Genomic DNA, 24788 nt, shown 5'->3' with positions numbered 1-24788 from the left:
AAGGGGACAGGAACCTTTTATTCCGCAGCCGGATGCCAGCGGTCGATGGCGCATTGAGGACCACTCGTCCGTGCTCCCCGGTCCCCCGCATCCGGCTTCCGGCCGCGTTGTCGGTGCCGGGGGCTACGGTTTCCGCATGGCTGCCCGAACCAAGACCACCAAGGACCGCCCGTCCTACCGCTGCACCGAGTGCGGCTGGCAGACGGCCAAGTGGCTCGGCCGCTGCCCGGAGTGCCAGGCCTGGGGCACGGTCGAGGAGTACGGCGCGCCCGCGGTCCGTACGACGGCTCCGGGCCGCGTCTCGACCTCCGCGCTGCCCATCGGCCAGGTCGACGGCCGGCAGGCCACCGCCCGCACGACCGGTGTGCCCGAGCTGGACCGGGTGCTCGGCGGCGGCCTGGTACCGGGAGCGGTCGTCCTGCTCGCGGGCGAGCCGGGCGTCGGCAAGTCCACCCTGCTGCTGGACGTGGCGGCCAAGTCGGCGAGCGCCGAGCACCGCACCCTCTACGTGACCGGTGAGGAGTCGGCGAGCCAGGTGCGGCTGCGCGCCGACCGCATCGGCGCCCTCGACGACCACCTGTACCTGGCCGCCGAGACCGACCTGGCCGCGGTCCTCGGCCACCTGGACGAGGTGAAGCCGTCCCTGCTGATCCTGGACTCGGTGCAGACGGTCGCCTCCCCGGAGATCGAGGGCGCGCCCGGCGGCATGGCCCAGGTGAGGGAGGTGGCGGGCGCCCTGATCCGGGCCTCGAAGGAGCGCGGCATGTCCACCCTCCTGGTGGGCCACGTCACCAAGGACGGCGCGATCGCCGGTCCCCGCCTGCTGGAGCACCTGGTGGACGTCGTCCTGCACTTCGAGGGCGACCGGCACGCGCGCCTGCGCCTGGTGCGCGGCGTGAAGAACCGCTACGGGGCGACCGACGAGGTCGGCTGCTTCGAGCTGCACGACGAGGGCATCACGGGCCTCGCCGATCCCAGCGGCCTGTTCCTGACCCGCCGCGCCGAACCGGTCCCGGGCACGTGCCTGACCGTCACCCTGGAGGGCCGCCGTCCGCTGGTGGCCGAGGTGCAGGCGCTGACCGTCGACTCCCAGATCCCCTCCCCGCGCCGTACGACGTCCGGACTGGAGACCTCCCGCGTCTCGATGATGCTGGCCGTCCTGGAGCAGCGCGGCCGGATCAGCGCGCTCGGCAAGCGGGACATCTACTCGGCGACGGTCGGCGGCGTGAAGCTGTCGGAGCCGGCCGCCGACCTCGCCATCGCGCTCGCGCTCGCCTCCGCCGCCAGCGACACCCCGCTGCCGAAGAACCTGGTGGCGATCGGCGAGGTGGGACTCGCGGGCGAGGTCAGACGGGTCACGGGCGTGCAGCGCAGGCTCTCCGAGGCGCACCGGCTGGGCTTCACGCACGCGCTCGTACCGACCGATCCGGGGAAGGTACCGACCGGCATGAAGGTCCTGGAAGTCGCCGACATGGGGGACGCGCTGCGGGTCCTGCCGCGCGCCCGTCGCCGAGAGGCCCCACGGGAGGCGGAGGAGCGCCGGTAGACTTTGCCCTGGTCTCGCCCGTCCGTACGAACCGAGTGCGGGGACGGGGGCGCGTCTGAACCTGCGACCGGAGGAGTGCAGTGGCAGCCAACGACCGGGCAGCAGCTCCCGGAAAGTCCGGTGGGAGTGCCGGTTCCGATGGCCTGATGCGCGCCTCGCTGAGCGCCGTGGCTCCTGGTACGGCCCTGCGCGACGGCCTGGAGCGGGTCCTGCGCGGCAACACCGGCGGGCTCATCGTGCTCGGTTCCGACAAGACGGTCGAGGTGATGTGCACGGGCGGTTTCGTGCTGGACGTGGAGTTCACCGCCACCCGGCTGCGGGAGCTGTGCAAGCTGGACGGCGGCATCGTGCTGTCGTCGGACCTGTCGAAGATCCTCCGGGCGGGCGTGCAGTTCGTGCCGGACGCGACCATTCCCACGGAGGAGACGGGCACGCGGCACCGCACGGCGGACCGGGTCTCGAAGCAGGTCGGCTTCCCGGTCGTCTCGGTCTCCCAGTCGATGCGGCTGATCGCCCTGTACGTGGACGGTCAGCGACGCGTCCTGGAGGACTCGGCGGCGATCCTCTCCCGCGCGAACCAGGCGCTGGCCACCCTGGAGCGGTACAAGCTCCGGCTGGACGAGGTCGCCGGCACGCTGTCGGCGCTGGAGATCGAGGACCTGGTGACGGTCCGGGACGTCTCGGCGGTCGCCCAGCGGCTGGAGATGGTCCGCCGGATCGCCACCGAGATCGCCGAGTACGTGGTCGAGTTGGGCACGGACGGCCGGCTTCTCGCCCTCCAGCTGGAGGAGTTGATCGCCGGCGTCGAGCCCGACCGCGAACTGGTCGTCCGGGACTACGTTCCGGAGCCCACGGCCAAGCGGTCCCGCACGGTCGACGAGGCGCTGGCCGAGCTGGACGCGCTGACCCACGCGGAGCTCCTCGAACTCGGCACGGTGGCGCGGGCGCTGGGCTACACCGGGTCCCCCGAGACCCTCGACTCGGCCGTGTCCCCGCGCGGCTTCCGGCTGCTGGCCAAGGTGCCGCGCCTGCCGGGTGCCATCATCGACCGGCTGGTGGAGCACTTCGGGGGCCTGCAGAAGCTGCTCGCCGCGAGCGTCGACGACCTGCAGGCCGTGGACGGGGTCGGCGAGGCCCGGGCGCGGAGCGTGCGGGAGGGGCTGTCCCGGCTGGCCGAGTCCTCGATCCTGGAGCGCTACGTCTGAGGTGCGGCCGGGCGCCCGGGAGCCAGGTGCCGGACGCCCTTTCAGCACGCCGCGGCTCGCCTGCCCCCGGGAGCGCCGGGGACCTGCGCGACCAGCCACGGCGTACCGGCACCGGGACGACGCGCCCGCGCCGCCCCGGTCTCAGTCGGCCGACAGCACGAACGAGGCCTGTGCCTTCGCGAAGCCCGGGGTCCTGGCCTCCAGCAGGTACGTGCCCGCCTTCGCCGAACCCCCGGAGGGCGTCGCGCAGTGGGCCGCGCTCGGCTTGCGGTCCCACTTCACGGTGTAGGTGATGCTCTGGCCGGCCGGGACCCGGAACACCAGGCTGCCCGCGCCCCGCGGGCAGTCGGCCGAGGACCAGAACGCGTCGTCACCGTCCGCCGGCGTGATCGTCAACACCGCGCTCTTCGGGCCGAGATCGACCTTGCAGTCTGCCGACGAGCCGTTCTTCGCGGTGAGTTCGAAGGTCGGCGTCTGGTCGGGCGAGTAGGAGTTGTGCTCGCTGCGCAGGCCCAACGTGACCGCGCCGGAGGTGCAGTCGGGCAGCGAGGAGGACGCCGGGAGCGCGTCGCCCGTATCGACGTCACCGCCCACGGCGGCCGTACCCGAGCCGCCGCCGGAGCCCGAGGACCCGTCGGCCGAGCCGTCCGAGCCGCCGGCACTACCGGAGGCGGAACCGGAGCCGCCGCCGCTGGAGTCGCCGCCGCCCGACTCCTCGCGACCGCCCGGGTGTTGGCTGATCGCGGGACCGGACTGGGTCGGTCCGGGCGTGATGGTGTGGGTGGGATTCTTGCCGTCGGACCCGTCGGCGTTCTTCTTGCCGCCCCCGCCGCCGGCGACGAAGACCAATGTGACCACCAGCGCCAACAGGGCGACCACGGACAGCAGTACGACCCTCCGACGCCAGTAGATGGAGGAGGGAAGCGGCCCGACCGGATTGCGCAGAGATCCCACGGCGCAAACTGTACGAGAGATCGTCGCGCTGGCTTGCGCCACCCGCCGCGCCGCCATCAACTTTTCCGGATCATCATTCCGGCAACTGCCGCAGGCGACACGGTTCTTCACATTTCGCCACGCTCGGTGACCGTATGGTCACCCATTCCGCCCGCCAACCCGTGGCAGGATCGGAAAGGCCATGACTGAGAAGCTGCACGCCCCTGTGATCGCCTGGTTCGACGCCCACGCCCGCGACCTCCCCTGGCGCCGCCCGGAGGCGGGCCCCTGGGGTGTGATGGTCAGCGAGTTCATGCTCCAGCAGACCCCGGTGAACCGGGTCCTGCCCGTCTACGAGGAGTGGCTGGCCCGCTGGCCGCGCCCGGCCGACCTCGCCAAGGAGGCACCGGGCGAGGCGGTGCGCGCCTGGGGCCGGCTCGGCTACCCGCGCCGCGCACTGCGCCTGCACGGGGCCGCGGTCGCCATAGCGGAGCGGCACGGCGGGGACGTACCGACGGATCACGCGCAGTTGCTGGCCCTGCCCGGCATCGGCGAGTACACGGCCGCCGCGGTGGCCTCGTTCGCGTACGGCCAGCGGCACGCGGTGCTGGACACCAATGTCCGCCGGGTCCTGGCGCGGGCGGTGACGGGGGTGCAGTACCCGCCGAACGCCACCACCGCGGCCGAGCGGCACCTGGCGCGGGAGCTGCTGCCCGCGGACGAGCGGACCGCCGCGCGGTGGGCCGCCGCCTCCATGGAGCTGGGCGCGCTGGTGTGCACGGCGAAGAACGAGGGGTGCGGGCGGTGCCCGATCGCCGCGCAGTGCGCCTGGCGGCTCGCGGGCAAGCCGGAGCACACGGGGCCGCCGCGCCGCGGGCAGACGTACGCCGGCACGGACCGGCAGGTGCGCGGCAAGCTGCTGGCCGTGCTGCGGGAGGCGCACGCGCCGGTGCCACAGGCGGTACTGGACCGGGTGTGGCACGAGCCGGTGCAGCGGGCCCGGGCGCTCGACGGGCTGGTCTCGGACGGTCTGGTGGAGCCGCTGCCCGGCGGCCTGTACCGGCTGCCGCACGGCTGACGCACAGACAGGTCACAGCGCCGAGGCGTCTGTTACGGAGCCCCCGAGCCGACAAAGCGCCTCATAAAGGGACATTCAAGCTGCCTCCTTTACCCCGTTCGTACTTCCGTTACACAACCGACGGATAGCCGATTGCCAGCCGCAGGCTGGTCCGCACAGCCCCGTGACAACCACTCCGTAGCTTCTTCTCCGTGCCCGGCGGACCACCGGGCACGGAGACAGCAGGACTTCGGGCGACAGCCGGAAGCACAACGGGGAACGGAGGCGGTTGAACATGGCCCAGGGCGAGGTGCTCGAATTCGAGGAGTACGTCCGCACCCGGCAGGACGCGCTGCTGCGCAGCGCACGCCGGCTCGTTCCGGACCCGGTCGACGCCCAGGACCTGCTGCAGACCGCGCTGGTACGGACGTACGGCCGCTGGGACGGCATCGCCGACAAGCGGCTCGCCGACGCCTACCTGCGCCGGGTCATGATCAACACCCGGACCGAGTGGTGGCGGGCGCGCAAGCTGGAGGAGGTGCCCACCGAGCAGCTGCCGGACGCCTCCGTGGAGGACTCCACCGAACAGCACGCCGACCGGGCCCTGCTGATGGATGTCATGAAGGTGCTCGCACCGAAGCAGCGCAGCGTCGTGGTGCTGCGACACTGGGAGCAGATGTCCACGGAGGAGACGGCCGCTGCCCTCGGCATGTCGGCCGGAACGGTCAAGAGCACGCTGCACCGGGCGCTCGCCCGGCTCCGCGAGGAGCTGGAGGCCCGCGATCTGGACGCACGCGCGCTGGAGCGTGAGGAGCGGGAGCGTTGCGCGGCCTGACCGGCACCGGACCCGAAGGGGTCCGAGGCAGTACACAGGCGGTGATCGCGGTGGGGGCCGCGCTCGCCGCCCTCGCCCTTTTCGTCGCCGCGTGCGGCAGCGGGGGCACGGGCGCCCGGGACGAGGGCCCGGCACACGCCTCGGCGATGACCGGGGCCGCCGCCTCCCCCTCCCCCGGCCCGGCGGAGCGTTACCAGCGGGTGGATCCGGTGGCGCTGATCAAGGGCGACCCGGAGGTGTCGGGCGTGGTCAAGCGGGAGCTGAAGCCGTGCAACGGTGACGAGTACCCGGTCGACGTCTCCTACGGCAATCTGACCGACGGGCCGGTGGACGACGTCGTCGTCAACGTACTGACCTGCGCCGACGCGGTCGGCATCGGCTCCTATGTGTACCGCGACGACGACGGCTCGTTCCAGAACGTCTTCAAGAGCGAGGAGTCCCCGGTCTACGCCGAGATCGACCAGGGCATCCTGTCGGTGACCCGGCAGTTCTACGAGAAGGGCGACCCGATCTCGACCCCGTCGGGTGAGATCGTGACCCCGTACAGATGGTCGTCGGGACGGTTCGCCCCGGGGAAGTCCGCCCGCACCGAGTACAGCAAGGCGGCCGGCGGGGGCCCGACGCCCGCACCGGACAACTGACCGGCCGCACGGGCCCCCGTAGGACACCCCGACCCCACGACACCACGAGGACTGAGAGCACCGGGATGGCAGACCAGACCCACGTCCTGTTCGTCGAGGACGACGACGTCATCCGCGAGGCCACCCAGCTCGCGCTGGAGCGGGACGGCTTCGCGGTCACCGCCATGCCCGACGGCCTGTCGGGCCTGGAGGCCTTCCGGGCGAACCGCCCCGACATCGCGTTGCTGGACGTCATGGTGCCGGGCCTGGACGGCGTCAGCCTGTGCCGCCGGATCCGGGACGAGTCGACCGTGCCGGTGATCATGCTGTCGGCGCGTGCCGACTCCATCGACGTCGTCCTCGGCCTGGAGGCGGGCGCCGACGACTATGTGACCAAGCCCTTCGACGGAGCCGTACTGGTCGCCCGCATCCGCGCGGTGCTGCGCCGCTTCGGGCACGCGGGCGGGGTTGCGCAGGACGAGTCCGCCTCCGAGGTCGGCGGCGGCACGCTGTCCTTCGGCGAGCTGGAGATCGACACCGACGGCATGGAGGTGCGCCGGGCCGGGCAGCCGGTGGCGCTGACGCCGACCGAGATGCGGCTGCTGCTGGAGTTCTCCTCCGCGCCGGGCACCGTGCTCTCCCGTGACAAGCTGCTGGAGCGCGTGTGGGACTACGGCTGGGGCGGGGACACCCGGGTCGTGGACGTGCATGTGCAGCGGTTGCGGCAGAAGATCGGCCAGGACCGGATCGAGACGGTCCGCGGCTTCGGCTACAAGCTGAAGGCCTGAGCGGAGCGGCGGCATGCGGGGGATTCTGCGGCACCCGGTCCGGCGTATGGAGCGCGCGGGCCTGCGCACCGGACTCAGATGGAAGGTCAGCGCGGCGATCGCGCTGGTGGCCGGCCTGGTGGCGATCGTGCTGAGCCTGGTCGTGCACAACGCGGCCCGGGTCTCCATGCTGGACAACGCGCGCGAGCTGGCCAACGACCGGGTCCTGATGGCCCAGCGCAACTACGAGCTGAACCGGGGGCGGGTCTTCCCCTACATCAAGGTCGACGACCCGGAGCTGCCGGCCACGCTGCGCGAGAAGGTCGAGCGGGGCCGCCGGGCCAGCGATGTCTCCGAGCACGGCGGCGCGGCGGACATCTGGGCGGCCGTCCCGTTGCAGGACGGGCATGTGCTGTCCCTGCACAGCCATCTGCCGGACCGCAGTTCCGGCATGCTCCAGGACCTGGACCAGGCCCTGGTCATCGGCTCGGTCGCGGTGGTGCTCGGCGGCAGCGCGCTGGGCGTGCTGATCGGCGGGCAGCTGTCCCGCCGGCTGCGCAAGGCGGCGGACGCGGCCACCCAGGCCGCCAACGGCGAGACCGACATCCGGGTGCAGGAGGCCATCGGCGGGGTCGTCCGGGACGAGACCGACGAACTGGCGCGCGCGGTGGACGCCATGGCGGACGCGCTGCGCCAGCGCCTGGAGGCCGAGCGGCGGGTCACCGCGGACATCGCGCACGAGCTGCGCACCCCGGTGACGGGCCTGCTGACGGCCGCGGAACTGCTGCCGCCGGGCCGGCCCACGGAACTGGTCCTGGACCGGGCCAAGGCCATGCGCACCCTGGTCGAGGACGTCCTTGAGGTGGCCCGGCTGGACGGCGCCTCGGAGCGGGCGGAGCTGCAGGACATCATGCTCGGCGAGTTCGTGGCGCGCCGGGTCGCGGCCAAGGGCCCGGACGTCACCGTGCGGGTGGTGCACGAGTCGGAGGTCACCACCGACCCGCGGCGGCTGGAGCGGGTGCTGTTCAACCTGCTCGCCAACGCGGCCCGGCACGGCCGGCCGCCCGTGGAGGTGACCGTGGAGGGCCGGGTCATCCGGGTCCGCGACCACGGTCCCGGCTTCCCGGAGGAGCTGCTCGCCGAGGGGCCGAGCCGGTTCCGCACCGGCAGCAAGGACCGCGCCGGGCAGGGCCACGGGCTCGGGCTGACCATCGCGGCGGGCCAGGCCCGGGTGCTGGGCGCCCGCCTGACGTTCCGCAACGTACGCCCCGTGGGCGCGCCCCCCGGTGTCCCCGCGGAGGGCGCGGTGGCCGTCCTGTGGCTGCCGGAGCACGCCCCCACCAACACGGGCAGCTACCCGGTGCTGCCGACGTCGGGCAGCGCCTGACCGAGGGCCTGCGGCAGCCGGCCGACGGTGCCACGGGGGTCTGACCTCGCACTCGAACCGGCGCCGGCCGGCGCGGACCCGGCGGTCCCGGGAGCGGGTGGGAACGGCCGAAGGCCCCGGTGGCGGACACGCACCGGGGCCTTCGGACTTAGGGATGCTCAGACGGCTTCGATCACGGCCTGCGGCGCCGGGTCGGCGCCCTCCGCGGGAGCCTGCGGGCCGGCGCCCTTGAGCGGCACCTCCTTGACGAACAGCGCCGCGATCAGCACCACCAGCGCGATCCCGGCACCGAGCAGGAACGCCGAGTGCGTGCCCGAGGACACCGCGTGCTGGTAGGCCTCGCGCGCCGCCGCCGGCAGCTTCTGCAGGCTCTTGGCGTCCAGCTGCGCCGACTTCTCGGTGATGTTCTTGCCCAGCGCGCCGGCCCGCTCGGCCATGACGTCCTGCACCCGGTGGTTGAACAGGGCGCCCATGATGGCCACGCCGAAGGAGGAGCCGAGGGTACGGAACAGGGTGGTCGAGGAGGAGGCCACGCCCATGTCCCTCATCTCCACGCTGTTCTGCGCGACCAGCATGGTGATCTGCATCAGGCAGCCCATGCCCGCGCCGACGACGGCCATGTAGATGCCGGAGGTCAGCCGGGTCGTACCGGTGTCCATCAGCGACAGCAGGTACATGCCGACGATCATCAGAGCACCGCCGGCGATCGGGAAGATCTTGTACCGGCCGCTGTTGGTGGTGACCCGGCCTGCGACCATCGAGGTCACGAGCATCGCGCCGAGCATCGGCAGGAGCAGCAGACCGGAGTTGGTCGCGGAGGCACCCTGCACGGCCTGCTGGTACAGCGGCAGGAACAGGGTGGCGCCGAACATCACGAAGCCGGTGATGAAGCCGATGACCGACATCAGGGTGAAGTTGCGGCTCTTGAAGATGTGCAGCGGCAGGACGGGCTCGGCGGCCCTGGTCTGCCAGAACACGAACCCGACCAGCGCGGCCACGCCGATGCCGATCAGCTCCATGATCCGCGCGGAGGTCCAGGCGTACTCGGTGCCGCCCCAGGTGGTGACCAGCACGATAGAGGTGATGCCGACGGTCAGCAGGACGACGCCCAGGTAGTCGATGCCGGCCTTGGAGCGCTTCCTCGGCAGGTGCAGCACGGCGGTGACCAGGGCGAGGGCGACCGCGCCCAGCGGCAGGTTGATGTAGAAGGCCCAGCGCCAGCCCCAGTTGTCGGTGATGGTGCCGCCGACCAGCGGGCCGCCGATCATCGCCAGCGCCATGACGCCGGCCATCATGCCCTGGTACTTGCCCCGCTCACGCGGGGGGATCAGGTCGCCGATGATCGCCATGACGCCGACCATCAGACCGCCGGCACCCAGGCCCTGCACGGCCCGGAACCCGATCAGCTGGCCCATGTCCTGGGCCATGCCGCTCAGCGCGGAGCCGACGAGGAAGATCACGATCGAGCTGAGGAAGGCGCCCTTGCGCCCGTACATGTCACCGAGCTTGCCCCAGATCGGGGTGGAGGCCGCGGTGGCCAGGGTGTAACCGGTGACGACCCAGGAGAGGTGCTCCAGGCCGCCCAGTTCGCCCACGATCGTGGGCATCGCGGTACCCACGATCATGTTGTCGAGCATCGCGAGCATCATCGCGATCATGAGTGCGAGCAGCACTACTCGCACACTCCTGGGCTGTTTGCCCTCTGCGGTGGTTTCGACTGTGTCCGCCATCGTCTTCCCGTTTCCCCCTGCGGCAGTACTTACTTGCCGCCCGGCTAGTTCTCACTACACTGGGAAGGTAGACGCGCTACTAGCCGGGCGTCAAGTAAGTTTCCGCCGGAGCGCGAGGAGTACGAGGATGGGCCTCACCATGGACGGCACCAAACAGCAGCGCCGCGGCAACACCCGCCAGCGCATCCAGGACGTGGCGCTCGCACTCTTCGCGGAGCAAGGCTACGAGAAGACCTCCCTGCGCGAGATCGCCGAGCGGCTCGACGTCACGAAGGCGGCTCTGTATTACCACTTCAAGACGAAGGAAGAGATCATCGTCAGCCTCTTCGAGGACCTGACGAAGCCCATCCTGGAACTGATCGAGTGGGGCCGGGGACAGCCGCACACACTGGAGACCAAGCAGGAGATCATCCGCCGCTACAGCGAGGCGCTCCAGGGCGCGGAGCCGCTGTTCCGCTTCATGCAGGAGAACCAGGCGACGGTACGGGAACTGCGCATCGGCGACACCTTCAAGGACCGGATGCGCGGCCTGCGGGACATCCTCATCGACCCGGAGGCCCAGCTGGTCGACCAGGTCCGCTCGGTCAGCGCGATGTTCACGCTGCACGCCGGGATGTTCGTGATGCAGGACATCGAAGGCGACCCCCGGAAGAAGCGCGAGGCCGTTCTGGAGGTCGCCCTGGACCTGGTCGCGCAGGCGCACGAGCACGCCCGCGGGACTGAGTAGGTCAGACCTTCACACCCTGGGCGCGCAGGAACGCGACCGGGTCGACGGCGGAGCCGTAGTTCGGGGTCGTACGGATCTCGAAGTGCAGGTGCGGGCCGGTGGAGTTGCCGGTGGAGCCGGACAGGGCGATGTGCTGGCCGGTCTTCACGATCTGGCCGGGCCGGACGTCGACCCGGGACAGGTGCGCGTACTGCGAGAAGGTGCCGTTGCCGTGCTGGATGACGACGGCGTTGCCGTACGCGGGGCCGTCACCGGCGCCGTTGGGGCCGGCCTTGACGACGGTGCCGCCGTGCGCGGCGACGACGTCGGTACCGGTCGGCACGGCGAAGTCCTGGCCGCTGTGCTTGGCGGCCCAGTGGCTGCCGGCCTGCGCGAAGCTCGCGGAGAGCGTGTAGCTCTTCACCGGGTCGACCCAGGAGCCGGCGGACGCGGTGGCCGCGCTCGCGACCCCGCCACCCAGCACGGCCGTGGCGCCGATTCCGGCAGCCAGAACGGTCACACGGGCGCGGAGCGAGGACGGGCGGGAAGAGCGGGACGTGAAGCGCTGGAACATCTGGACCTCATGGGCTGGGGAACGGGTCGGCCACCCGGCGTACGGACGTCCGGGAAGACATCCGGCCGAGCGACCAATCCTTGGTAACCGAACACCCCATCCATCCCAAAACGCCCCATCTACGGCAGCGGGTCGTAGATGCCCGTAAAACGAAACACTTTCTTGACAGCCCCGCCGCCCGGTCAACCGGCCCCTGACAACGGGTTCTTCCAGATGGAATTGCTAGGCAAAAGTCCCTTTTTATCCGCTTTTGCGCGCACGGTGTATCCCACTATCCCGGCTAGTACCGGACATTTCGCCTGTGCCCCTTATCACCGGCGCCGCATACCGAGGATCGCGGAAATGTGACGCAGACCTCTAGGCACCTACCCTCCGGTAACCCTACGGTTCCCCTCGCGCCACCCTCGCCTCAGATCATGCCCCTGACATTCAGAGACGCGAGAGGACCTCCCACCGATGACCAGACGCCCCTGGGCGCGCCGCATCTCCGTGACCGCCGTCTCCGTGGCCGCCCTGGCCGCGACGGCCGCCCCGGCCGAGGCGGCTACCACGAGCACCTCCTCCGCGAAGGTCGACTACGCCACCTGGCAGAAGGACTGCCGGACCGTCATGGACCAGGCCCTGCCGTACCTGAAGGACCGCATCGCCGCCGCCCGGCCCGGCGAGAAGCAGGCGATCGTCCTCGACATCGACAACACCACGCTGGAGACGGACTTCGGCTTCAGCTACCCCCAGCCGGCCAACAAGCCCGTCCTGGACGTCGCCCGGTACGCCCAGGAGCACGGCGTCTCGCTCTTCTTCGTCACCGCCAGGCCCGGCGTCCTGTACTGGCCCACCGAGTACAACCTCGAACACGACGGCTACGACGTCTCCGGCCTCCGCGTCCGCGGCCTGTTCGACCTCTTCAAGGACGTCGCCGCCTACAAGACCGCCCAGCGCGCCGACATCGAGAACGACGGCTACACGATCATCGCCAACATCGGCAACAGCGCCACCGACCTGTCCGGCGGGCACGCCGAGAAGACCTTCAAACTGCCCGACTACGACGGACAGTTGTCGTAGGACCGGGCGCGCCCGGCACAGGCAGCTCCATCGCCCGGAGCGGAGACAGCTCCATCGCACGGAACGGCGCCGGGAACGCCGGAGGGGCCGGTGCCCGAAGGCACCGGCCCCTCATGCTCGGCCGCTCCGCAGGATGCTTACGCGTCCTTGCTCAGGTTGGGACCGGCCCCGCCCGCGGCCTGCTCGATCGGCGGGACGTCCGGGAGGGCCGACTTCTCCTCGCCCCGGAAGGTGAAGGTCTGGGTGTCACCCTCGCCCTCGGTGTCCACGACCACGATGTGACCGGGGCGCAGCTCGCCGAAGAGGATCTTCTCCGACAGCGAGTCCTCGATCTCACGCTGGATCGTGCGACGCAGCGGACGCGCGCCCAGCACCGGGTCGTAACCCTTCTTGGCCAGCAGCTCCTTGGCGGACTGGGAGAGCTCGATGCCCATGTCCCGGTCCTTCAGGCGCTCGTCCACCTTGCCGATCATCAGGTCGACGATCCGCAGGATGTCGGCCTGCGTCAGCTGCGGGAAGACGACCACGTCGTCGACGCGGTTGAGGAACTCGGGGCGGAAGTGCTGCTTGAGCTCGTCCGACACCTTGTTCTTCATGCGCTCGTAGTTGGTCTTCGTGTCACCCGAGGCCGCGAAGCCCAGGTTGAAGCCCTTGGAGATGTCCCGGGTGCCGAGGTTGGTCGTCATGATGATGACCGTGTTCTTGAAGTCCACGACCCGGCCCTGGGAGTCGGTCAGGCGACCGTCCTCCAGGATCTGCAGCAGCGAGTTGAAGATATCCGGGTGGGCCTTCTCGACCTCGTCGAAGAGGACGACGGAGAACGGCTTGCGGCGCACCTTCTCGGTCAGCTGGCCGCCCTCCTCGTAGCCCACGTATCCGGGGGGCGAACCGAAGAGACGCGACACCGTGTGCTTCTCGCTGAACTCCGACATGTCGAGGGAGATCAGCGCGTCCTCGTCACCGAAGAGGAACTCGGCGAGCGCCTTGGACAGCTCGGTCTTACCGACACCGGACGGGCCGGCGAAGATGAACGAACCACCCGGACGCTTGGGGTCCTTCAGACCGGCACGCGTACGGCGGATCGCCTTCGACAGCGCCTTGACGGCGTCGTTCTGGCCGATGACCCGCTTGTGCAGCTCCTCCTCCATGCGGAGCAGGCGGCTGGACTCCTCCTCGGTCAGCTTGAAGACCGGGATGCCGGTGGCCGTGGCGAGGACCTCGGCGATCAGCTCGCCGTCGACCTCGGCGACGACGTCCATGTCGCCGGCCTTCCACTCCTTCTCCCGCTTGGCCTTGGCGGCCAGGAGCTGCTTCTCCTTGTCGCGCAGGGAGGCGGCCTTCTCGAAGTCCTGCGAGTCGATCGCGGACTCCTTGTCCCGGCGGACGGCGGCGATCTTCTCGTCGAACTCGCGCAGGTCCGGCGGAGCGGTCATCCGGCGGATGCGCATCCGGGAACCGGCCTCGTCGATCAGGTCGATCGCCTTGTCCGGCAGGAAGCGGTCGGAGATGTACCGGTCGGCCAGGGTGGCCGCCTGGACCAGGGCCTCGTCCGTGATGGAGACGCGGTGGTGGGCCTCGTACCGGTCACGGAGACCCTTGAGGATCTCGATCGTGTGCGGCAGGGACGGCTCGGCGACCTGGATGGGCTGGAAGCGGCGCTCCAGGGCCGCGTCCTTCTCCAGGTGCTTGCGGTACTCGTCCAGCGTGGTCGCACCGATGGTCTGCAGCTCACCGCGGGCCAGCATCGGCTTCAGGATGGAAGCGGCGTCGATGGCGCCCTCGGCGGCACCCGCACCGACCAGCGTGTGCAGCTCGTCGATGAACAGGATGATGTCGCCGCGGGTGCGGATCTCCTTGAGCACCTTCTTCAGGCGCTCCTCGAAGTCACCGCGGTAGCGGGAGCCGGCGACCAGGGCGCCGAGGTCCAGGGTGTAGAGGTGCTTGTCCTTGAGGGTCTCGGGCACCTCGCCCTTGACGATGGCCTGGGCCAGGCCCTCGACGACGGCGGTCTTGCCGACGCCGGGCTCACCGATCAGGACCGGGTTGTTCTTGGTGCGGCGGGACAGCACCTGCATGACCCGCTCGATCTCCTTCTCGCGCCCGATCACCGGGTCGAGCTTGGACTCACGAGCGGCCTGGGTGAGGTTCCGGCCGAACTGGTCCAGGACGAGGGAGGTCGAAGGCGTGCCCTCGGCCGGGCCGCCCGCGGCGGCGGTCTCCTTGCCCTGGTAACCGGAGAGCAGCTGGATGACCTGCTGCCGCACTCGGTTGAGGTCTGCACCCAGCTTGACCAGGACCTGGGCGGCGACGCCCTCGCCCTCGCGGATCAGGCCGAGCAGGATGTGCTCCGTGCCGATGTAGTTGTGGCCCAGCTGAAGGGCCTCGCGGAGCGACAGCTCCAGGACCTTCTTGGCACGGGGGGTGAAGGGGATGTGGCCGGACGGGGCCTGCTGGCCCTGGCCGATGATCTCCTCCACCTGCTGGCGGACCGCCTCAAGCGAAATGCCGAGGCTCTCCAGGGCCTTAGCGGCGACACCTTCGCCCTCGTGGATGAGACCCAGGAGGATGTGCTCGGTGCCGATGTAGTTGTGGTTGAGCATCCGGGCTTCTTCCTGAGCCAGGACGACAACCCGCCGCGCGCGGTCGGTGAACCTCTCGAACATCGTTAATCGCTCCTCAGAGCGGTCAGGCAGTGGGGGGAACTTCCCCTCCCTGTCCTTCCGCAGCTTAGTCCCGCAAGCGGGGACCGCTCATTCCAACTGCCGACACCGTCGATGGCCTCCTGACCGTGTGCGCCGACATCTGTCCCAACCCGATGGTGCGAGACGATGTTCCCGCAGGCCAGGCAGTTACCCCAGTCGCCAGTACGCCGATGGCGAACGTGAGACGGCCTGTCCTGCGTGTCGCCCCCTCCCACTAGGCATGTCTTACCCGCAGGGACTGACACTCCATGCGGGAAGCCCCGGTTCCCTCCGCTATGGGCGAACAACCTCGCGCCTCCCCGGGCCCCCGCGCGCACCGTTCTCCCGCACCGTGCGCAGCCGACAGGCCACCCAGCGTAACCTGGAGGGGGGCTGGGCGTTTCACTTGGCATGGTTGGCTCGGTCTCCACGACCTCCACGGTCCCCATGACTTCCACGGTCCCCCTTCCTCGCCGGCCCCTCGACCCGGACGCACTCCTGACGGGTGGTCCCTGTGCCGGCCCGGACGCCCGGGCCCGGCACTGGTACGAGAACGATCTGGGGTGGCCGACCGTGCCCGGACGGCCGTTGCGGCTGCTCACGGGGGTGCGGTTCGACGTGCTGGACGTGCCGGCCGAGGCGGGCGCACAGGCGCTCCGGCATCTCGCGCCGGGCTCCCCGGTCGCCCTGCGGGGCGAGCGGATGGAGTTGCTGGTGGCCGCGGGCGGCGCGGAGGAGCTGCCCGGGCTGCTGGACTGGCTTGAGTGGGGCGCCGTACGCCTGGACCTGCGGGTCCTGGGATCGGGCGACACCCTGGAAGCACCGCGTCCGCCCACCGCGGCCGCTGCTTCGGAGTTCGTGCAGGGGGCCGCCGTGTGGCTGCGGCCCCCTGAGCCCGGACGCGAGGTCGAGGCCTCGCTGCCGGCCATGCCGGCCATGCCGGCCGTATCCCCCGTGGAGCGCGAGGGGAGCGCTCCCGATTTGGTACGACTGCTGGACACGGTGGCAGCGCACTGTCACCGGGCCCGGCTGCGGCGCGCGTGCGCCGGCCACACCGCCGACCGGCGGGATCAGCCGTTGGCCTTCTCGTAGGCCTCACGGATGGACGCGGGAACCCGGCCGCGGTCGTTGACCTCGTAACCGTTCTCCTTGGCCCACGCGCGGATCGCCGCGGTGTCCTGGTTGCCGCCGGAAGCGGCACGCGCCTTTCCGCGCCCGCCGGAGGAGCGGCCACCGGTACGACGCCCACCCTTCACATAGGGATCAAGAAGGCTGCGCAGCTTGTCCGCATTGGCAGTCGTGAGATCGATCTCGTACGTCTTGCCGTCCAGCGCGAACGTCACGGTCTCGTCCGCCTCGCCGCCGTCGAGGTCGTCGACAAGAAGGACCTGAACCTTCTGTGCCACCGCATTTCCTTTCATCGATAACGTTGAGGGTCGGGGATGTGCGGCGTCCGCCGTTTCGCCGCCCCTGTTATATGCAGTACTGCAGTACGTCGGAAAGCAAACCGCTTTTGCCGGAAAAACACAAACCCTCGGGAGTGACCCGGCGGACCGCGCGCGCCCGGAAACATGCGCGTTTCGGACATAGGGCACCGGGGCAATGACGATCACAGATGCAGAAGCATCCGGCTGTTGCCCAAGGTGTTCGGCTTCACTCGTTCGAGACCCAGGAACTCCGCGACGCCCTCGTCATAGGAACGCAACAGCTCCGCGTACACATCGGTGTCGACCGGTGTCTCGCCGATCTCCACGAAGCCGTGCTTCCCGAAGAAGTCCACTTCGAAGGTCAGGCAGAAAACCCGGCGAACCCCGAGCCAGCGCGCGGTCTGGAGCAACTTCTCCAGCAACTGGTGGCCGACGCCGGCGCCCTTGAGGCCGGGCTTCACCGCCAGGGTGCGGACTTCCGCGAGGTCCTCCCACATGACGTGCAGCGCGCCGCAGCCGACCACCTCGGCGTTGTCGTCGCGTTCCGCGACCCAGAACTCCTGGATGTCCTCGTAAAGGGTGACCGTGGCTTTGTCGAGCAGGATGCGGCCGCGGACGTAGGCGTCGAGGAGGTCGCGTACGGCCGGGACATCGCTGGTCCGGGCCCGCCGGACGGTGATGGCTTTTGCGGGGACTTCGGGACGCTCTGCTGACATGGGCGGACGCTATCGCCCGGCCGCGTCCTCTGCCGAGCCGGGGTTCTCCTCTTGCCGGGCTTCGGGGGCTTCCCGGGTTTCTTCCGGGCCCTGGACGATGCGTACGGCGTCCCTGAGGGCCTGGCGCTGTTCCTCGCTCATCATGCCGAAGAAGGCGACGAGAGCGGCGGCGGGGTTGTCGCTCTGGGACCAGGCGTCGTTCATCAGGGCGGCGGCGTACGCGGCGCGTGTCGACACGGCCTCATATCGATAGGCCCGGCCTTCCGCCTCACGGCGGACCCAGCCCTTCTGATGGAGATTGTCCAAAACCGTCATCACGGTGGTGTACGCGATGGAGCGTTCCTGCTGCAGGTCTTCCAGGACTTCTCGAACGGTCACCGGGCGGTTCCACTTCCACACCCGCGTCATGACCGCGTCTTCGAGTTCTCCCAATGGGCGAGGCACACCTCAGAACAATAGTGGGAGATCCCGGCAATGGCGTGCCGGACGTGCGCTAGGACTGCAAACGCGAACAAAAAGGGCGTACGACTCACTGAGCGCGCGGGCGCCGGGAGTCGTACGCGGAGGCCGGCCGGGATGTACGGGAGGCCTGCGGGCCGCTCAGGCGTCGCCACCGGCGGAGGCGTTGCGCGCACCCTCCACGCGCGCGAGCGCGGCGTCGACCGCGGCGTCCTCCTTGGCCTTGGCGGCCCCGCCCTGGGTCTTCACGATCACCCTGACCACACCGATGAAGAACACGGCCATGACGACCGGGGGCACGAGCGCGGAGACGTAGTCCATGCCTCCAGAGTAGCCACGGAGACCCGGCCGAACGGCGCGGGGGCACACGAACCGCCGCGAAGCGCGCCGCGGACGAGCGGCCGTACGGGGGCCCCGACGGCGAAGCCGCCCCACGGGGCCACCCGCACCGGACCCCGGAACCCGCCCGGGCGGTACGAGTACCAGCGGTACGGGCGGGCCCCCGCGGACCGGAGGCCGCCGGCGGCGAGGTCGCCCCCACGTGGGCCACCCGCACCCGGCCGCGAAAGCCGCACGGGGTGCGGGTGGGAGACACAGGCCCCACGGGCCCGAGGCCGTCGGCGGCGGATCCGCGCCACGGGGCCCCGCGGGGGAGACGGGTCGGCCAGGGTCAGCCCGCGGCCAGTTGGCGGGGCTCCGGTGGGGTCGGCTTACGGCGGGGGAAGACCTCGCCCGGCGTCGGAACGGGCCGCTTCGGGGCCGTCGGCTCGGACGCGGGCGGCTCCGCGGGGCGGGGTGCCGGCTCCGGCCGGGGCTCCACGGGCTCCTGCGGGGCCTCCGACGGCTCCCCGGACTCCCCGGCGCCCTGGCGCACCCCGGTCTCCCCCGCGCCGCCCGCAAGGGCCGTCAGGCGCGTGCGCGCGGGCGGCACGGCGGGCGCCGGCACCTTCCGCGCGCCCTGCGCGAACCGCGCCCGTACGTCCTGCTCGGCCAGCGCCTGGCAGCGGTCCAGCAGCGCCGCCGCCGCGGGGTTCCCGCGCAGCGCCCGCAGCGCGGCGAGGTCGTCCGGCGTCGGCCGGTGCCCGGCCCCCAGCGCCTCCTCCAGGAGGGTCAGGTAACCGGAGACGGTGCCCGGCAGGGCGGCCCGGTAGCGGTCCAGGTCGGCCACCAGGAAGGCGCGCAGTCTGGCCCCCTCGCACATCGCCTCGTCGAGCGACTCGGCGAGCCGGAAGCAGTCCTGCACGTCCTCGGCGGAGGCGTGGCCGGGGTGGAGGGCGAGGGCGAGGGCGCGGCGGAGCACACGCAGCTCCTCCACGCCGAACGCCATGCCGCCGCGGGATCCGTATGGCGTGGGCATGCGGCGAAGCTACCGACTAATCGGACAAAAGTGAGGAATCCGGATGCCGGTACGTCGCGTGTCGCGCGGGTTTCCCTCGTCCGGTGTCACGGGCGGGGCCGGCACCCGCGCGGGGCGCCGGCCGTGCCTCACAGCCGCGAGACGTTCCGCTCGTACACCAGGCGCAGCCCGATCAGCGTCAGCCACGGCTGGTGCTCGTCGATCACCGAGGACTCCCCCAGCACCATCGGCGCGAGCCCGCCCGTGGCGATCACCGTGACGTCGTCCGGGTCGTCAGCCAGCTCCCGCGCCATCCGGCCGACCACACCGTCGACCTGTCCGGCGAAGCCGTACACGATGCCCGACTGCATGGCCTCGACGGTGTTCTTGCCGATCACGTTCCGGGGCCTGGCCACCTCGATCTTCCGCAGCTGGGCGGCCTTGACTCCCAGGGCCTCCACCGAGATCTCGATGCCCGGGGCGATGACCCCGCCGACGTACTCCCCGCGCGCGGAGACCGCGTCGAACGTGGTCGCCGTACCGAAGTCGACGACGATCGCCGGCCCGCCGTACAGCTCGTTCGCCGCGACCGCGTTGATGATGCGGTCGGCGCCGACCTCCTTGGGGTTGTCGAACTGGATCGGCACGCCGGTCTTCACCCCCGGCTCGACCAGCACCGCGGGCACGTCGCCGTAGTACCGCCGGGTGACCTCGCGCAGTTCGTGCAGCACCGACGGCACGGTCGCGCAGATCGCGATGCCGTCGATGCCGTCGCCCAGTTCCTCGCCGAGCAGCGGGTGCATGCCCATCAGGCCCTTGAGCAGCACCGCCAGCTCGTCCGCCGTGCGGCGCGCGTCCGTGGAGATGCGCCAGTGCTCGACGATGTCCTCGCCGTCGAACAGGCCGAGGACGGTGTGCGTGTTGCCGACGTCGATCGTGAGCAGCATGGCCGTTACTCCGCCTCGCGCAGGTCCAGGCCGATGTCCAGGATCGGCGAGGAGTGCGTGAGCGCGCCCACGGCCAGGAAGTCCACGCCGGTCCCGGCGTACGCGCGCGCGTTGGCGAGCGTCAGCCGCCCGGAGGCCTCCAGCAGCGCCCGGCCGCCGACGATGCCGACGGCCTCCTCGCACTCGCCGGGCGTGAAGTTGTCCAGCAGGATCAGGTCGGCGCCCGCGTCCACGACCTCGCGCAGCTGGTGCAGGGTGTCGACCTCGACCTCGATCGGCACCTCCGGGAAGGCCTGCCGTACGGCCTTGAATGCCTGCGCGACGCCGCCGGCGGCGACCACGTGGTTGTCCTTCACCAGGGCCGCGTCCGAGAGCGACATGCGGTGGTTGACTCCCCCGCCGCAGCGGACGGCGAACTTCTCCAGCGAGCGCAGGCCCGGAGTGGTCTTGCGGGTGTCCCGCACGCGCGCCTTGGTGCCCTCCAGCGCGTCCGCCCACGCGCGCGTGGCGGTCGCGATGCCGGACAGCCGGCACAGGATGTTCAGCGCGCTGCGCTCGGCGGTGAGCAGGTCACGCGTGCGCGTGGTGACCGACAGCAGCTTCTGCCCGGCCTCGATCCGGTCGCCGTCCTCCACGTGCCGCTCGACCTCGAACTCGTCCGTGCAGACCACGGAGAGCACGGCCTCGGCGACCCGGAGGCCGGCCACGACGCCCGCCTCGCGGGCGGTGAAGTCGGCGGTGGCCACCGCGTCCTCGGGGATGGTCGACACGGTCGTCACGTCCACGCCGCCGTCCAGGTCCTCCTGGATGGCGACGTTGGCGATGTCCTCGACCTCGACCGGGTCGAGTCCGGCAGCGGCCAGCAGCTCGGCGAGCGCGGGGTCGAGCCCGCACTCCGCGTACTCTGCGGCTTCCTCGTCTCCCTCGGCGCCGCAGGCGCAGCCGTCGCCGCAGCCGCCGGTCGGGGCGAGGGGAAGGTCGTCGGTGCTCACGTCTGTCACTGCTCCTGGGGCGCTGTTACCGGATAGGGGGGAAGTCTGCGGTGTCGGTGGTGCGTACGGCCAGCGACCGGTCGGGATTGAGCCGTACGACGATGTGGCGCCGCCAGTCGGCGTCGTCGCGCTCGGCGTGGTCCTCGCGCCAGTGGCATCCGCGGGTCTCCTCGCGCAGCCGGGCGGCGGTGACCAGGACCCGGGCCACGCACAGAAGGTTCGTCGCCTCCCAGGTGTCCACGCCGGGCTCGGCGGTCTTGCCGTTCTCCCGGAGCGCGTCCCGGGCCTCGGCGTGCAGCTTCTGCAGCTGGTCCGCGGCCTTGGCGAGGGACTCCTCCGAGCGCAGCACGCCGGCGCCCTCGCTCATGATCCGCTGGATGGCGAACCGGGTCTCGGGGGCGAGCAGCGGGTGCGCGGGCTTGCCGGGGTCCGGGACCGGAGCGGGCACGCGCGCGTGCAGGCCGCTGCCGGCGTGGGCGGCCGCGATGTCGGCGGCGATCCGCTCGGCGTAGACGAGCCCCTCCAGGAGGGAGTTGGAGGCGAGCCGGTTGGCGCCGTGCACACCGGTGCACGCGACCTCGCCGCACGCGTACAGGCCGGGGACGGTGGTCCGGCCGCGGGCGTCGGTGCGGACGCCCCCGGAGGCGTAGTGGGCGGCCGGGGCGATCGGGATGGGCTCGGTGACCGGGTCGATGCCGTTGGCCCGGCAGGCGGCCAGGATGGTCGGGAACCGGTGCTCCCACATGGCGGCGCCGAAGTGCCGGGCGTCCAGGAACATGTGCTCGGCGTCCTGCTCCTGCATCCGCCGCATGATGCCCTTGGCGACGACGTCCCGCGGCGCCAGCTCGGCCAGCTCGTGCTGCCCCACCATGAAGCGCACGCCGTCCGCGTCGACCAGGTGGGCGCCCTCGCCGCGCACCGCCTCCGAGACCAGCGGCTGCTGCCCCTCCGCGTCCGCGCCGAGGAACAGCACGGTCGGGTGGAACTGCACGAACTCCAGGTCGCTGACCTCCGCGCCCGCGCGCAGCGCCAGTGCCACGCCGTCGCCGGTCGACACGGACGGGTTGGTGGTCGCGGAGAACACCTGGCCCATGCCGCCGGTCGCGAGGACCACGGCGGGCGCGTGCACGGCGCCCACGCCGTCGTGCTGGCCCTCGCCCATCACGTGCAGGGTGACACCGGCCGTACGGCCCCCGGCGTCCGTCAGCAGGTCCAGCACCAGCGCGTTCTCGATCGTGCGCAGTCCGCGCGCGCGGACGGCCTCGACGAGGGCCCGGGAGATCTCCGCGCCGGTGGCGTCGCCGCCGGCGTGCGCGATGCGGCGCCGGTGGTGGCCGCCCTCACGGGTGAGTTCCAGTTCCCCCTCGGAGGACTCGTCGAAGTGCGCGCCGGTGTCGATGAGCCGCCGTACCGCGTCGGGGCCCTCGGTGACGAGGATCCGTACGGCCTCCTCGTCGCACAGGCCCACGCCCGCCACCAGGGTGTCGGCCAGGTGCTCCTCGGGGGTGTCGCCCTCGCCGAGGGCGGCGGCGATGCCGCCCTGCGCCCAGCGCGTGGAGCCGTCGTCCAAGCGGGCCTTGGTGACGACGACCGTGGTCAGCCCGGCGGCCTCGCAGCGCAGGGCCGCGGTCAGACCGGCCACCCCGGAACCGACGACGACCACGTCCGCGGAGATGGCCCAGCCGGGTGCGGGCGCGTGCAGTCGTATGCCTGTGCTGGTCACGAGGCGGCTCCGAAGGTGAGGGGGAGGTTGTCGATCAGCCGGGTGGCGCCGACCCGGGCGGCGACGGCGAGGACGGCCTCGCCGGTGAAGCCGTCGCCGATCTCGGTGAAGTCGGCGGGGTCGACCAGCGCGAGGTAGTCCAGCTTCAGCGGCGGGTCGAGGCGGGCGGCCTCCTCCAGCACCTGGCGGGCGGCGGCACGCACGGCCGCCGGGCCGCCGGGCGCGGCGGTGGCCACCGCGTGCGCGTCGGCCGCCGCGCGGGACTCGCCTATGGCACTCAGCGCCTCGGCACGCGCGTGCGTGGAGGGCACTTCCCGGGCCCGCGCGCGCAGCGCCTCCTGCGCCGCGTGCCGGTCCCGGCCGGCGAACAGCGCGTGGGACAGCGCGAGCGCGGTACGCCGCTCGTCCGGCGCGAGGTAGCGGTTGCGGCTGGACAGGGCGAGCCCGTCCTCCTCGCGCACGGTCGGTACGGCGACGATCTCGACGCCGAAGTTCAGGTCCCGCACCATGCGCCGGATCAGGGCCAGCTGCTGGGCGTCCTTCTGCCCGAAGAGGGCGACGTCGGGACGGGTGAGGTGCAGCAGCTTGGCGACGACGGTGAGCATGCCGTCGAAGTGCCCGGGCCGCGAGGCACCCTCAAGGCGCTCGCCCATGGGGCCCGCGGTGATGCGCACCTGGGGCTCGCCGCCCGGGTAGACCTCGTCCACGGAGGGCGCGAACACGGCGTCGGCGCCGGACCGCCCGGCCAGCTCCAGGTCGGCGTCCAGGGTGCGCGGGTAGCGGTCGAGGTCCTCCCCCGCACCGAACTGCAGCGGGTTCACGAAGACGGTGACGACGACCTCGCCGTCCGGGCCGGCGATCTCCCGCGCGGTGCGGATCAGGGTCGCGTGGCCCTCGTGCAGGGCACCCATGGTCATCACGACGGCGCGGCGGCCGTGGCGCACGCGCGCGTGCAGCTCTCCGGCAGTGCTCAGCAGGGCGGTGGTCATCGGTCGTTCCCCTCGGTGCCGTTCGTCCCCTCGGTGCCGTCGGTGCCGTTCGTGCCGCCGGTGCCGTCGCCTCGCCGGCTGCCGGGGCCCGCGTGGCCCGCGTCGGCGAGTACCCCGAGGAGGTCCTCGGCCAGCTCCGGCTTCAGCAGCCCGTGCGCGAGCGCGCGGTCCGCGGTCGCGCGGGCCATCGCCAGGTAGCCGGCCACGGTCTGCGGGGCGTGCTTGCGCAGCTCGGTGACGTGCGCGGCGACCGTACCGGCGTCCCCGCGCGCGACCGGCCCGGTCAGGGCGGCGTCACCGGAGCGCAGGGCGTTGTCGAGGGCGGCGCCGAGCAGCGGGCCGAGCATCCGGTCCGGGGCCGTCACGCCGGCCGTGCGCAGCAGCTCCATGGCCTGGGCGACCAGGGTGACCAGGTGGTTGGCGCCGAGGGCGAGGGCCGCGTGGTACAGCGGGCGGTTCTGCTCGCTGATCCACTCGGGCTCGCCGCCCATCTCGATGACCAGGGCCTCGGCGGCCAGCCGCAGCTCCTCGGGCGCGGTGACGCCGAAGGAGCAGCCCGCGAGGCGCTGGACGTCCACCGGCGTACCGGTGAAGGTCATCGCCGGGTGCAGGGCCAGCGGCAGCGCGCCCGCGCGCAGGGCGGGGTCCAGGACCTTCGCGCCGTACCGGCCGGAGGTGTGCACGAGCAGCTGTCCGGGCCGTACCGCGCCGGTCTCGGCGAGCCCGGCGACCAGGCCGGGCAGGGCGTCGTCGGGGACCGTGAGCAGCACCAGGTCGGCGCGCTGGAGGACCTCGGCGGGCGGCACCAGGGGGACGTCCGGGAGCATCGTCTCGGCGCGCCTGCGGGAGGCGTCGGAGACTCCGGAGACGGCCACCGGGCGGTGCCCGGCGAGCTGGAGGGACGCGGCCAGCGCGGGGCCCACGCGGCCGGCGCCGACGACGCCGACGGTGAGCCGCGCGGGGCGGTCCTTGAGGTCTGGCTGGTGGACTGTACTCACGCGACGGCGGCCTTCCCGTTCCAGTCCGCTCTGGGTACCGGACGATTTCTCGTCATGTTAACGCTATCCGGTGCGGCGGCGGCCGGCCGTCCACAGGC

At 71.6% G+C, this 24788-nt stretch carries 24 protein-coding genes; 10 read left to right on the top strand and 14 right to left on the bottom strand.

What is annotated here, in order from left to right; genetic code table 11:
• The first annotated feature begins 136 nt into the window (after window positions 1–136).
• Both radA and disA read left to right on the top strand, forming a co-directional pair.
• Window positions 137–1546, top strand: a complete 1410-nt coding sequence (gene radA / locus IG05_RS0114855; RefSeq protein ID WP_030342761.1) for a DNA repair protein RadA — start codon at window positions 137–139, stop codon at window positions 1544–1546.
• A gap of 80 nt (window positions 1547–1626) precedes the next feature.
• On the top strand, window positions 1627–2751 hold the full coding sequence (gene disA, locus IG05_RS0114850) for a DNA integrity scanning diadenylate cyclase DisA (RefSeq protein WP_030342759.1): 1125 nt from the start codon (window positions 1627–1629) through the stop codon (window positions 2749–2751).
• A gap of 141 nt (window positions 2752–2892) precedes the next feature.
• On the opposite strand, the gene IG05_RS0114845 is transcribed toward disA, so the two are convergent.
• Window positions 2893–3705, bottom strand: a complete 813-nt coding sequence (locus IG05_RS0114845; protein ID WP_199808316.1) for a hypothetical protein — start codon at window positions 3703–3705, stop codon at window positions 2893–2895.
• 181 nt (window positions 3706–3886) lie between these two features.
• Between IG05_RS0114845 and IG05_RS0114840 the strand changes: the two genes are divergently transcribed.
• From IG05_RS0114840 to cseC, 5 genes are all read left to right on the top strand, one after another.
• Window positions 3887–4762, top strand: a complete 876-nt coding sequence (locus tag IG05_RS0114840; RefSeq protein WP_030342756.1) for an A/G-specific adenine glycosylase — start codon at window positions 3887–3889, stop codon at window positions 4760–4762.
• 274 nt (window positions 4763–5036) lie between these two features.
• A complete protein-coding gene (locus IG05_RS0114835; RefSeq protein ID WP_030342754.1) occupies window positions 5037–5576 on the top strand; it encodes a SigE family RNA polymerase sigma factor in 540 nt (179 codons plus the stop codon).
• A complete protein-coding gene (locus IG05_RS0114830; protein ID WP_030342752.1) occupies window positions 5564–6217 on the top strand; it encodes a hypothetical protein in 654 nt (217 codons plus the stop codon). Before IG05_RS0114835 ends, IG05_RS0114830 begins: the two co-directional genes overlap by 13 nt.
• Before the next feature lie 65 nt (window positions 6218–6282).
• Window positions 6283–6984: a two-component system response regulator CseB gene (gene cseB, locus IG05_RS0114825; protein ID WP_030342750.1), complete on the top strand. Its 702-nt coding sequence runs from the start codon at window positions 6283–6285 to the stop codon at window positions 6982–6984.
• A 13-nt stretch (window positions 6985–6997) separates the two neighbouring features.
• On the top strand, window positions 6998–8350 hold the full coding sequence (gene cseC / locus IG05_RS0114820) for a two-component system sensor histidine kinase CseC (protein WP_030342748.1): 1353 nt from the start codon (window positions 6998–7000) through the stop codon (window positions 8348–8350).
• Window positions 8351–8508: 158 nt separating this feature from the next.
• On the opposite strand, the gene IG05_RS0114815 is transcribed toward cseC, so the two are convergent.
• Window positions 8509–10080: an MDR family MFS transporter gene (locus tag IG05_RS0114815; protein ID WP_030342746.1), complete on the bottom strand. Its 1572-nt coding sequence runs from the start codon at window positions 10078–10080 to the stop codon at window positions 8509–8511.
• 127 nt (window positions 10081–10207) lie between these two features.
• Between IG05_RS0114815 and IG05_RS0114810 the strand changes: the two genes are divergently transcribed.
• Window positions 10208–10807 carry a TetR/AcrR family transcriptional regulator gene (locus tag IG05_RS0114810; protein WP_030342744.1) on the top strand — a complete coding sequence of 200 codons (600 nt, stop codon included), beginning with the start codon at window positions 10208–10210 and terminating at the stop codon, window positions 10805–10807.
• A gap of 1 nt (window position 10808) precedes the next feature.
• Here IG05_RS0114810 and IG05_RS0114805 read toward each other — a convergent pair whose 3' ends face one another.
• Window positions 10809–11360 carry a M23 family metallopeptidase gene (locus IG05_RS0114805; RefSeq protein WP_030342742.1) on the bottom strand — a complete coding sequence of 184 codons (552 nt, stop codon included), beginning with the start codon at window positions 11358–11360 and terminating at the stop codon, window positions 10809–10811.
• Between the two features lie 456 nt (window positions 11361–11816).
• Between IG05_RS0114805 and IG05_RS0114800 the strand changes: the two genes are divergently transcribed.
• Complete coding sequence (locus tag IG05_RS0114800) at window positions 11817–12422, top strand: HAD family acid phosphatase (RefSeq protein WP_030342740.1); 606 nt, start codon at window positions 11817–11819, stop codon at window positions 12420–12422.
• 137 nt (window positions 12423–12559) lie between these two features.
• On the opposite strand, the gene IG05_RS0114795 is transcribed toward IG05_RS0114800, so the two are convergent.
• The gene (locus IG05_RS0114795; RefSeq protein ID WP_030342738.1) at window positions 12560–15085 is read right to left on the bottom strand and encodes an ATP-dependent Clp protease ATP-binding subunit; all 2526 of its coding nucleotides are present in this window, start codon (window positions 15083–15085) and stop codon (window positions 12560–12562) included.
• Between the two features lie 465 nt (window positions 15086–15550).
• On the opposite strand from IG05_RS0114795, the gene IG05_RS0114790 reads away from it, so the two are divergent.
• Window positions 15551–16195: an SCO3374 family protein gene (locus tag IG05_RS0114790; protein WP_234335862.1), complete on the top strand. Its 645-nt coding sequence runs from the start codon at window positions 15551–15553 to the stop codon at window positions 16193–16195.
• Here IG05_RS0114790 and IG05_RS0114785 read toward each other — a convergent pair.
• The 10 genes from IG05_RS0114785 to IG05_RS0114740 form a co-directional block, all read right to left on the bottom strand.
• Window positions 16174–16509: a histone-like nucleoid-structuring protein Lsr2 gene (locus IG05_RS0114785; protein ID WP_030342734.1), complete on the bottom strand. Its 336-nt coding sequence runs from the start codon at window positions 16507–16509 to the stop codon at window positions 16174–16176. The two genes, IG05_RS0114790 and IG05_RS0114785, sit on opposite strands and share 22 nt — an antisense overlap.
• 203 nt (window positions 16510–16712) lie before the next feature.
• On the bottom strand, window positions 16713–17246 hold the full coding sequence (locus IG05_RS0114780) for an amino-acid N-acetyltransferase (RefSeq protein ID WP_030342732.1): 534 nt from the start codon (window positions 17244–17246) through the stop codon (window positions 16713–16715).
• A 9-nt stretch (window positions 17247–17255) separates the two neighbouring features.
• Window positions 17256–17678, bottom strand: a complete 423-nt coding sequence (locus tag IG05_RS0114775) for a BlaI/MecI/CopY family transcriptional regulator (RefSeq protein WP_078894154.1) — start codon at window positions 17676–17678, stop codon at window positions 17256–17258.
• A 168-nt stretch (window positions 17679–17846) separates the two neighbouring features.
• Window positions 17847–18026 carry a hypothetical protein gene (locus IG05_RS0114770; RefSeq protein ID WP_030342727.1) on the bottom strand — a complete coding sequence of 60 codons (180 nt, stop codon included), beginning with the start codon at window positions 18024–18026 and terminating at the stop codon, window positions 17847–17849.
• A 349-nt stretch (window positions 18027–18375) separates the two neighbouring features.
• Window positions 18376–19032: a hypothetical protein gene (locus IG05_RS0114765; protein WP_030342726.1), complete on the bottom strand. Its 657-nt coding sequence runs from the start codon at window positions 19030–19032 to the stop codon at window positions 18376–18378.
• Between the two features lie 158 nt (window positions 19033–19190).
• Complete coding sequence (locus IG05_RS0114760) at window positions 19191–19988, bottom strand: type III pantothenate kinase (protein ID WP_030342725.1); 798 nt, start codon at window positions 19986–19988, stop codon at window positions 19191–19193.
• 5 nt (window positions 19989–19993) lie between these two features.
• The gene (gene nadC, locus IG05_RS0114755; RefSeq protein WP_030342724.1) at window positions 19994–20980 is read right to left on the bottom strand and encodes a carboxylating nicotinate-nucleotide diphosphorylase; all 987 of its coding nucleotides are present in this window, start codon (window positions 20978–20980) and stop codon (window positions 19994–19996) included.
• A 25-nt stretch (window positions 20981–21005) separates the two neighbouring features.
• Window positions 21006–22703 (bottom strand): L-aspartate oxidase, encoded by a 1698-nt coding sequence (locus IG05_RS0114750; protein ID WP_030342723.1) that lies wholly within the window; start codon window positions 22701–22703, stop codon window positions 21006–21008.
• Complete coding sequence (panC, locus tag IG05_RS0114745; protein WP_030342722.1) at window positions 22700–23692, bottom strand: pantoate--beta-alanine ligase; 993 nt, start codon at window positions 23690–23692, stop codon at window positions 22700–22702. Before panC ends, IG05_RS0114750 begins: the two co-directional genes overlap by 4 nt.
• Window positions 23689–24690, bottom strand: coding sequence for a Rossmann-like and DUF2520 domain-containing protein (locus tag IG05_RS0114740; RefSeq protein WP_030342720.1), 1002 nt, complete (start codon window positions 24688–24690; stop codon window positions 23689–23691). Before IG05_RS0114740 ends, panC begins: the two co-directional genes overlap by 4 nt.
• Window positions 24691–24788 lie beyond the last annotated feature (98 nt).

Origin of the sequence: Streptomyces sp. NRRL S-1022 (assembly GCF_000720135.1) — a bacterium.
In the GTDB taxonomy this organism is placed as follows: domain Bacteria; phylum Actinomycetota; class Actinomycetes; order Streptomycetales; family Streptomycetaceae; genus Streptomyces.
Note: the sequence above shows the minus strand (reverse complement) of the source record. Positions and strands in the feature narration are given on the sequence as shown.

Bases quoted from the DNA above. Each gene is read 5' to 3' on its own strand.
- IG05_RS0114790 (WP_234335862.1), top strand. From the start codon at position 15,551: ATGACTTCCACGGTCCCCCTTCCTCGCCGGCCCCTCGACCCGGACGCA.
- cseB (WP_030342750.1), top strand. From the start codon at position 6,283: ATGGCAGACCAGACCCACGTCCTGTTCGTCGAGGACGACGACGTCATC.
- IG05_RS0114800 (WP_030342740.1), top strand. From the start codon at position 11,817: ATGACCAGACGCCCCTGGGCGCGCCGCATCTCCGTGACCGCCGTCTCC.
- IG05_RS0114780 (WP_030342732.1), bottom strand. From the start codon at position 17,246: ATGTCAGCAGAGCGTCCCGAAGTCCCCGCAAAAGCCATCACCGTCCGG.
- IG05_RS0114805 (WP_030342742.1), bottom strand. From the start codon at position 11,360: ATGTTCCAGCGCTTCACGTCCCGCTCTTCCCGCCCGTCCTCGCTCCGC.
- IG05_RS0114840 (WP_030342756.1), top strand. From the start codon at position 3,887: ATGACTGAGAAGCTGCACGCCCCTGTGATCGCCTGGTTCGACGCCCAC.
- IG05_RS0114795 (WP_030342738.1), bottom strand. From the start codon at position 15,085: ATGTTCGAGAGGTTCACCGACCGCGCGCGGCGGGTTGTCGTCCTGGCT.
- radA (WP_030342761.1), top strand. From the start codon at position 137: ATGGCTGCCCGAACCAAGACCACCAAGGACCGCCCGTCCTACCGCTGC.
- IG05_RS0114835 (WP_030342754.1), top strand. From the start codon at position 5,037: ATGGCCCAGGGCGAGGTGCTCGAATTCGAGGAGTACGTCCGCACCCGG.
- panC (WP_030342722.1), bottom strand. From the start codon at position 23,692: ATGACCACCGCCCTGCTGAGCACTGCCGGAGAGCTGCACGCGCGCGTG.
- IG05_RS0114765 (WP_030342726.1), bottom strand. From the start codon at position 19,032: ATGGCGTTCGGCGTGGAGGAGCTGCGTGTGCTCCGCCGCGCCCTCGCC.
- IG05_RS0114770 (WP_030342727.1), bottom strand. From the start codon at position 18,026: ATGGACTACGTCTCCGCGCTCGTGCCCCCGGTCGTCATGGCCGTGTTC.
- IG05_RS0114760 (WP_030342725.1), bottom strand. From the start codon at position 19,988: ATGCTGCTCACGATCGACGTCGGCAACACGCACACCGTCCTCGGCCTG.
- IG05_RS0114810 (WP_030342744.1), top strand. From the start codon at position 10,208: ATGGGCCTCACCATGGACGGCACCAAACAGCAGCGCCGCGGCAACACC.
- cseC (WP_030342748.1), top strand. From the start codon at position 6,998: ATGCGGGGGATTCTGCGGCACCCGGTCCGGCGTATGGAGCGCGCGGGC.
- IG05_RS0114815 (WP_030342746.1), bottom strand. From the start codon at position 10,080: ATGGCGGACACAGTCGAAACCACCGCAGAGGGCAAACAGCCCAGGAGT.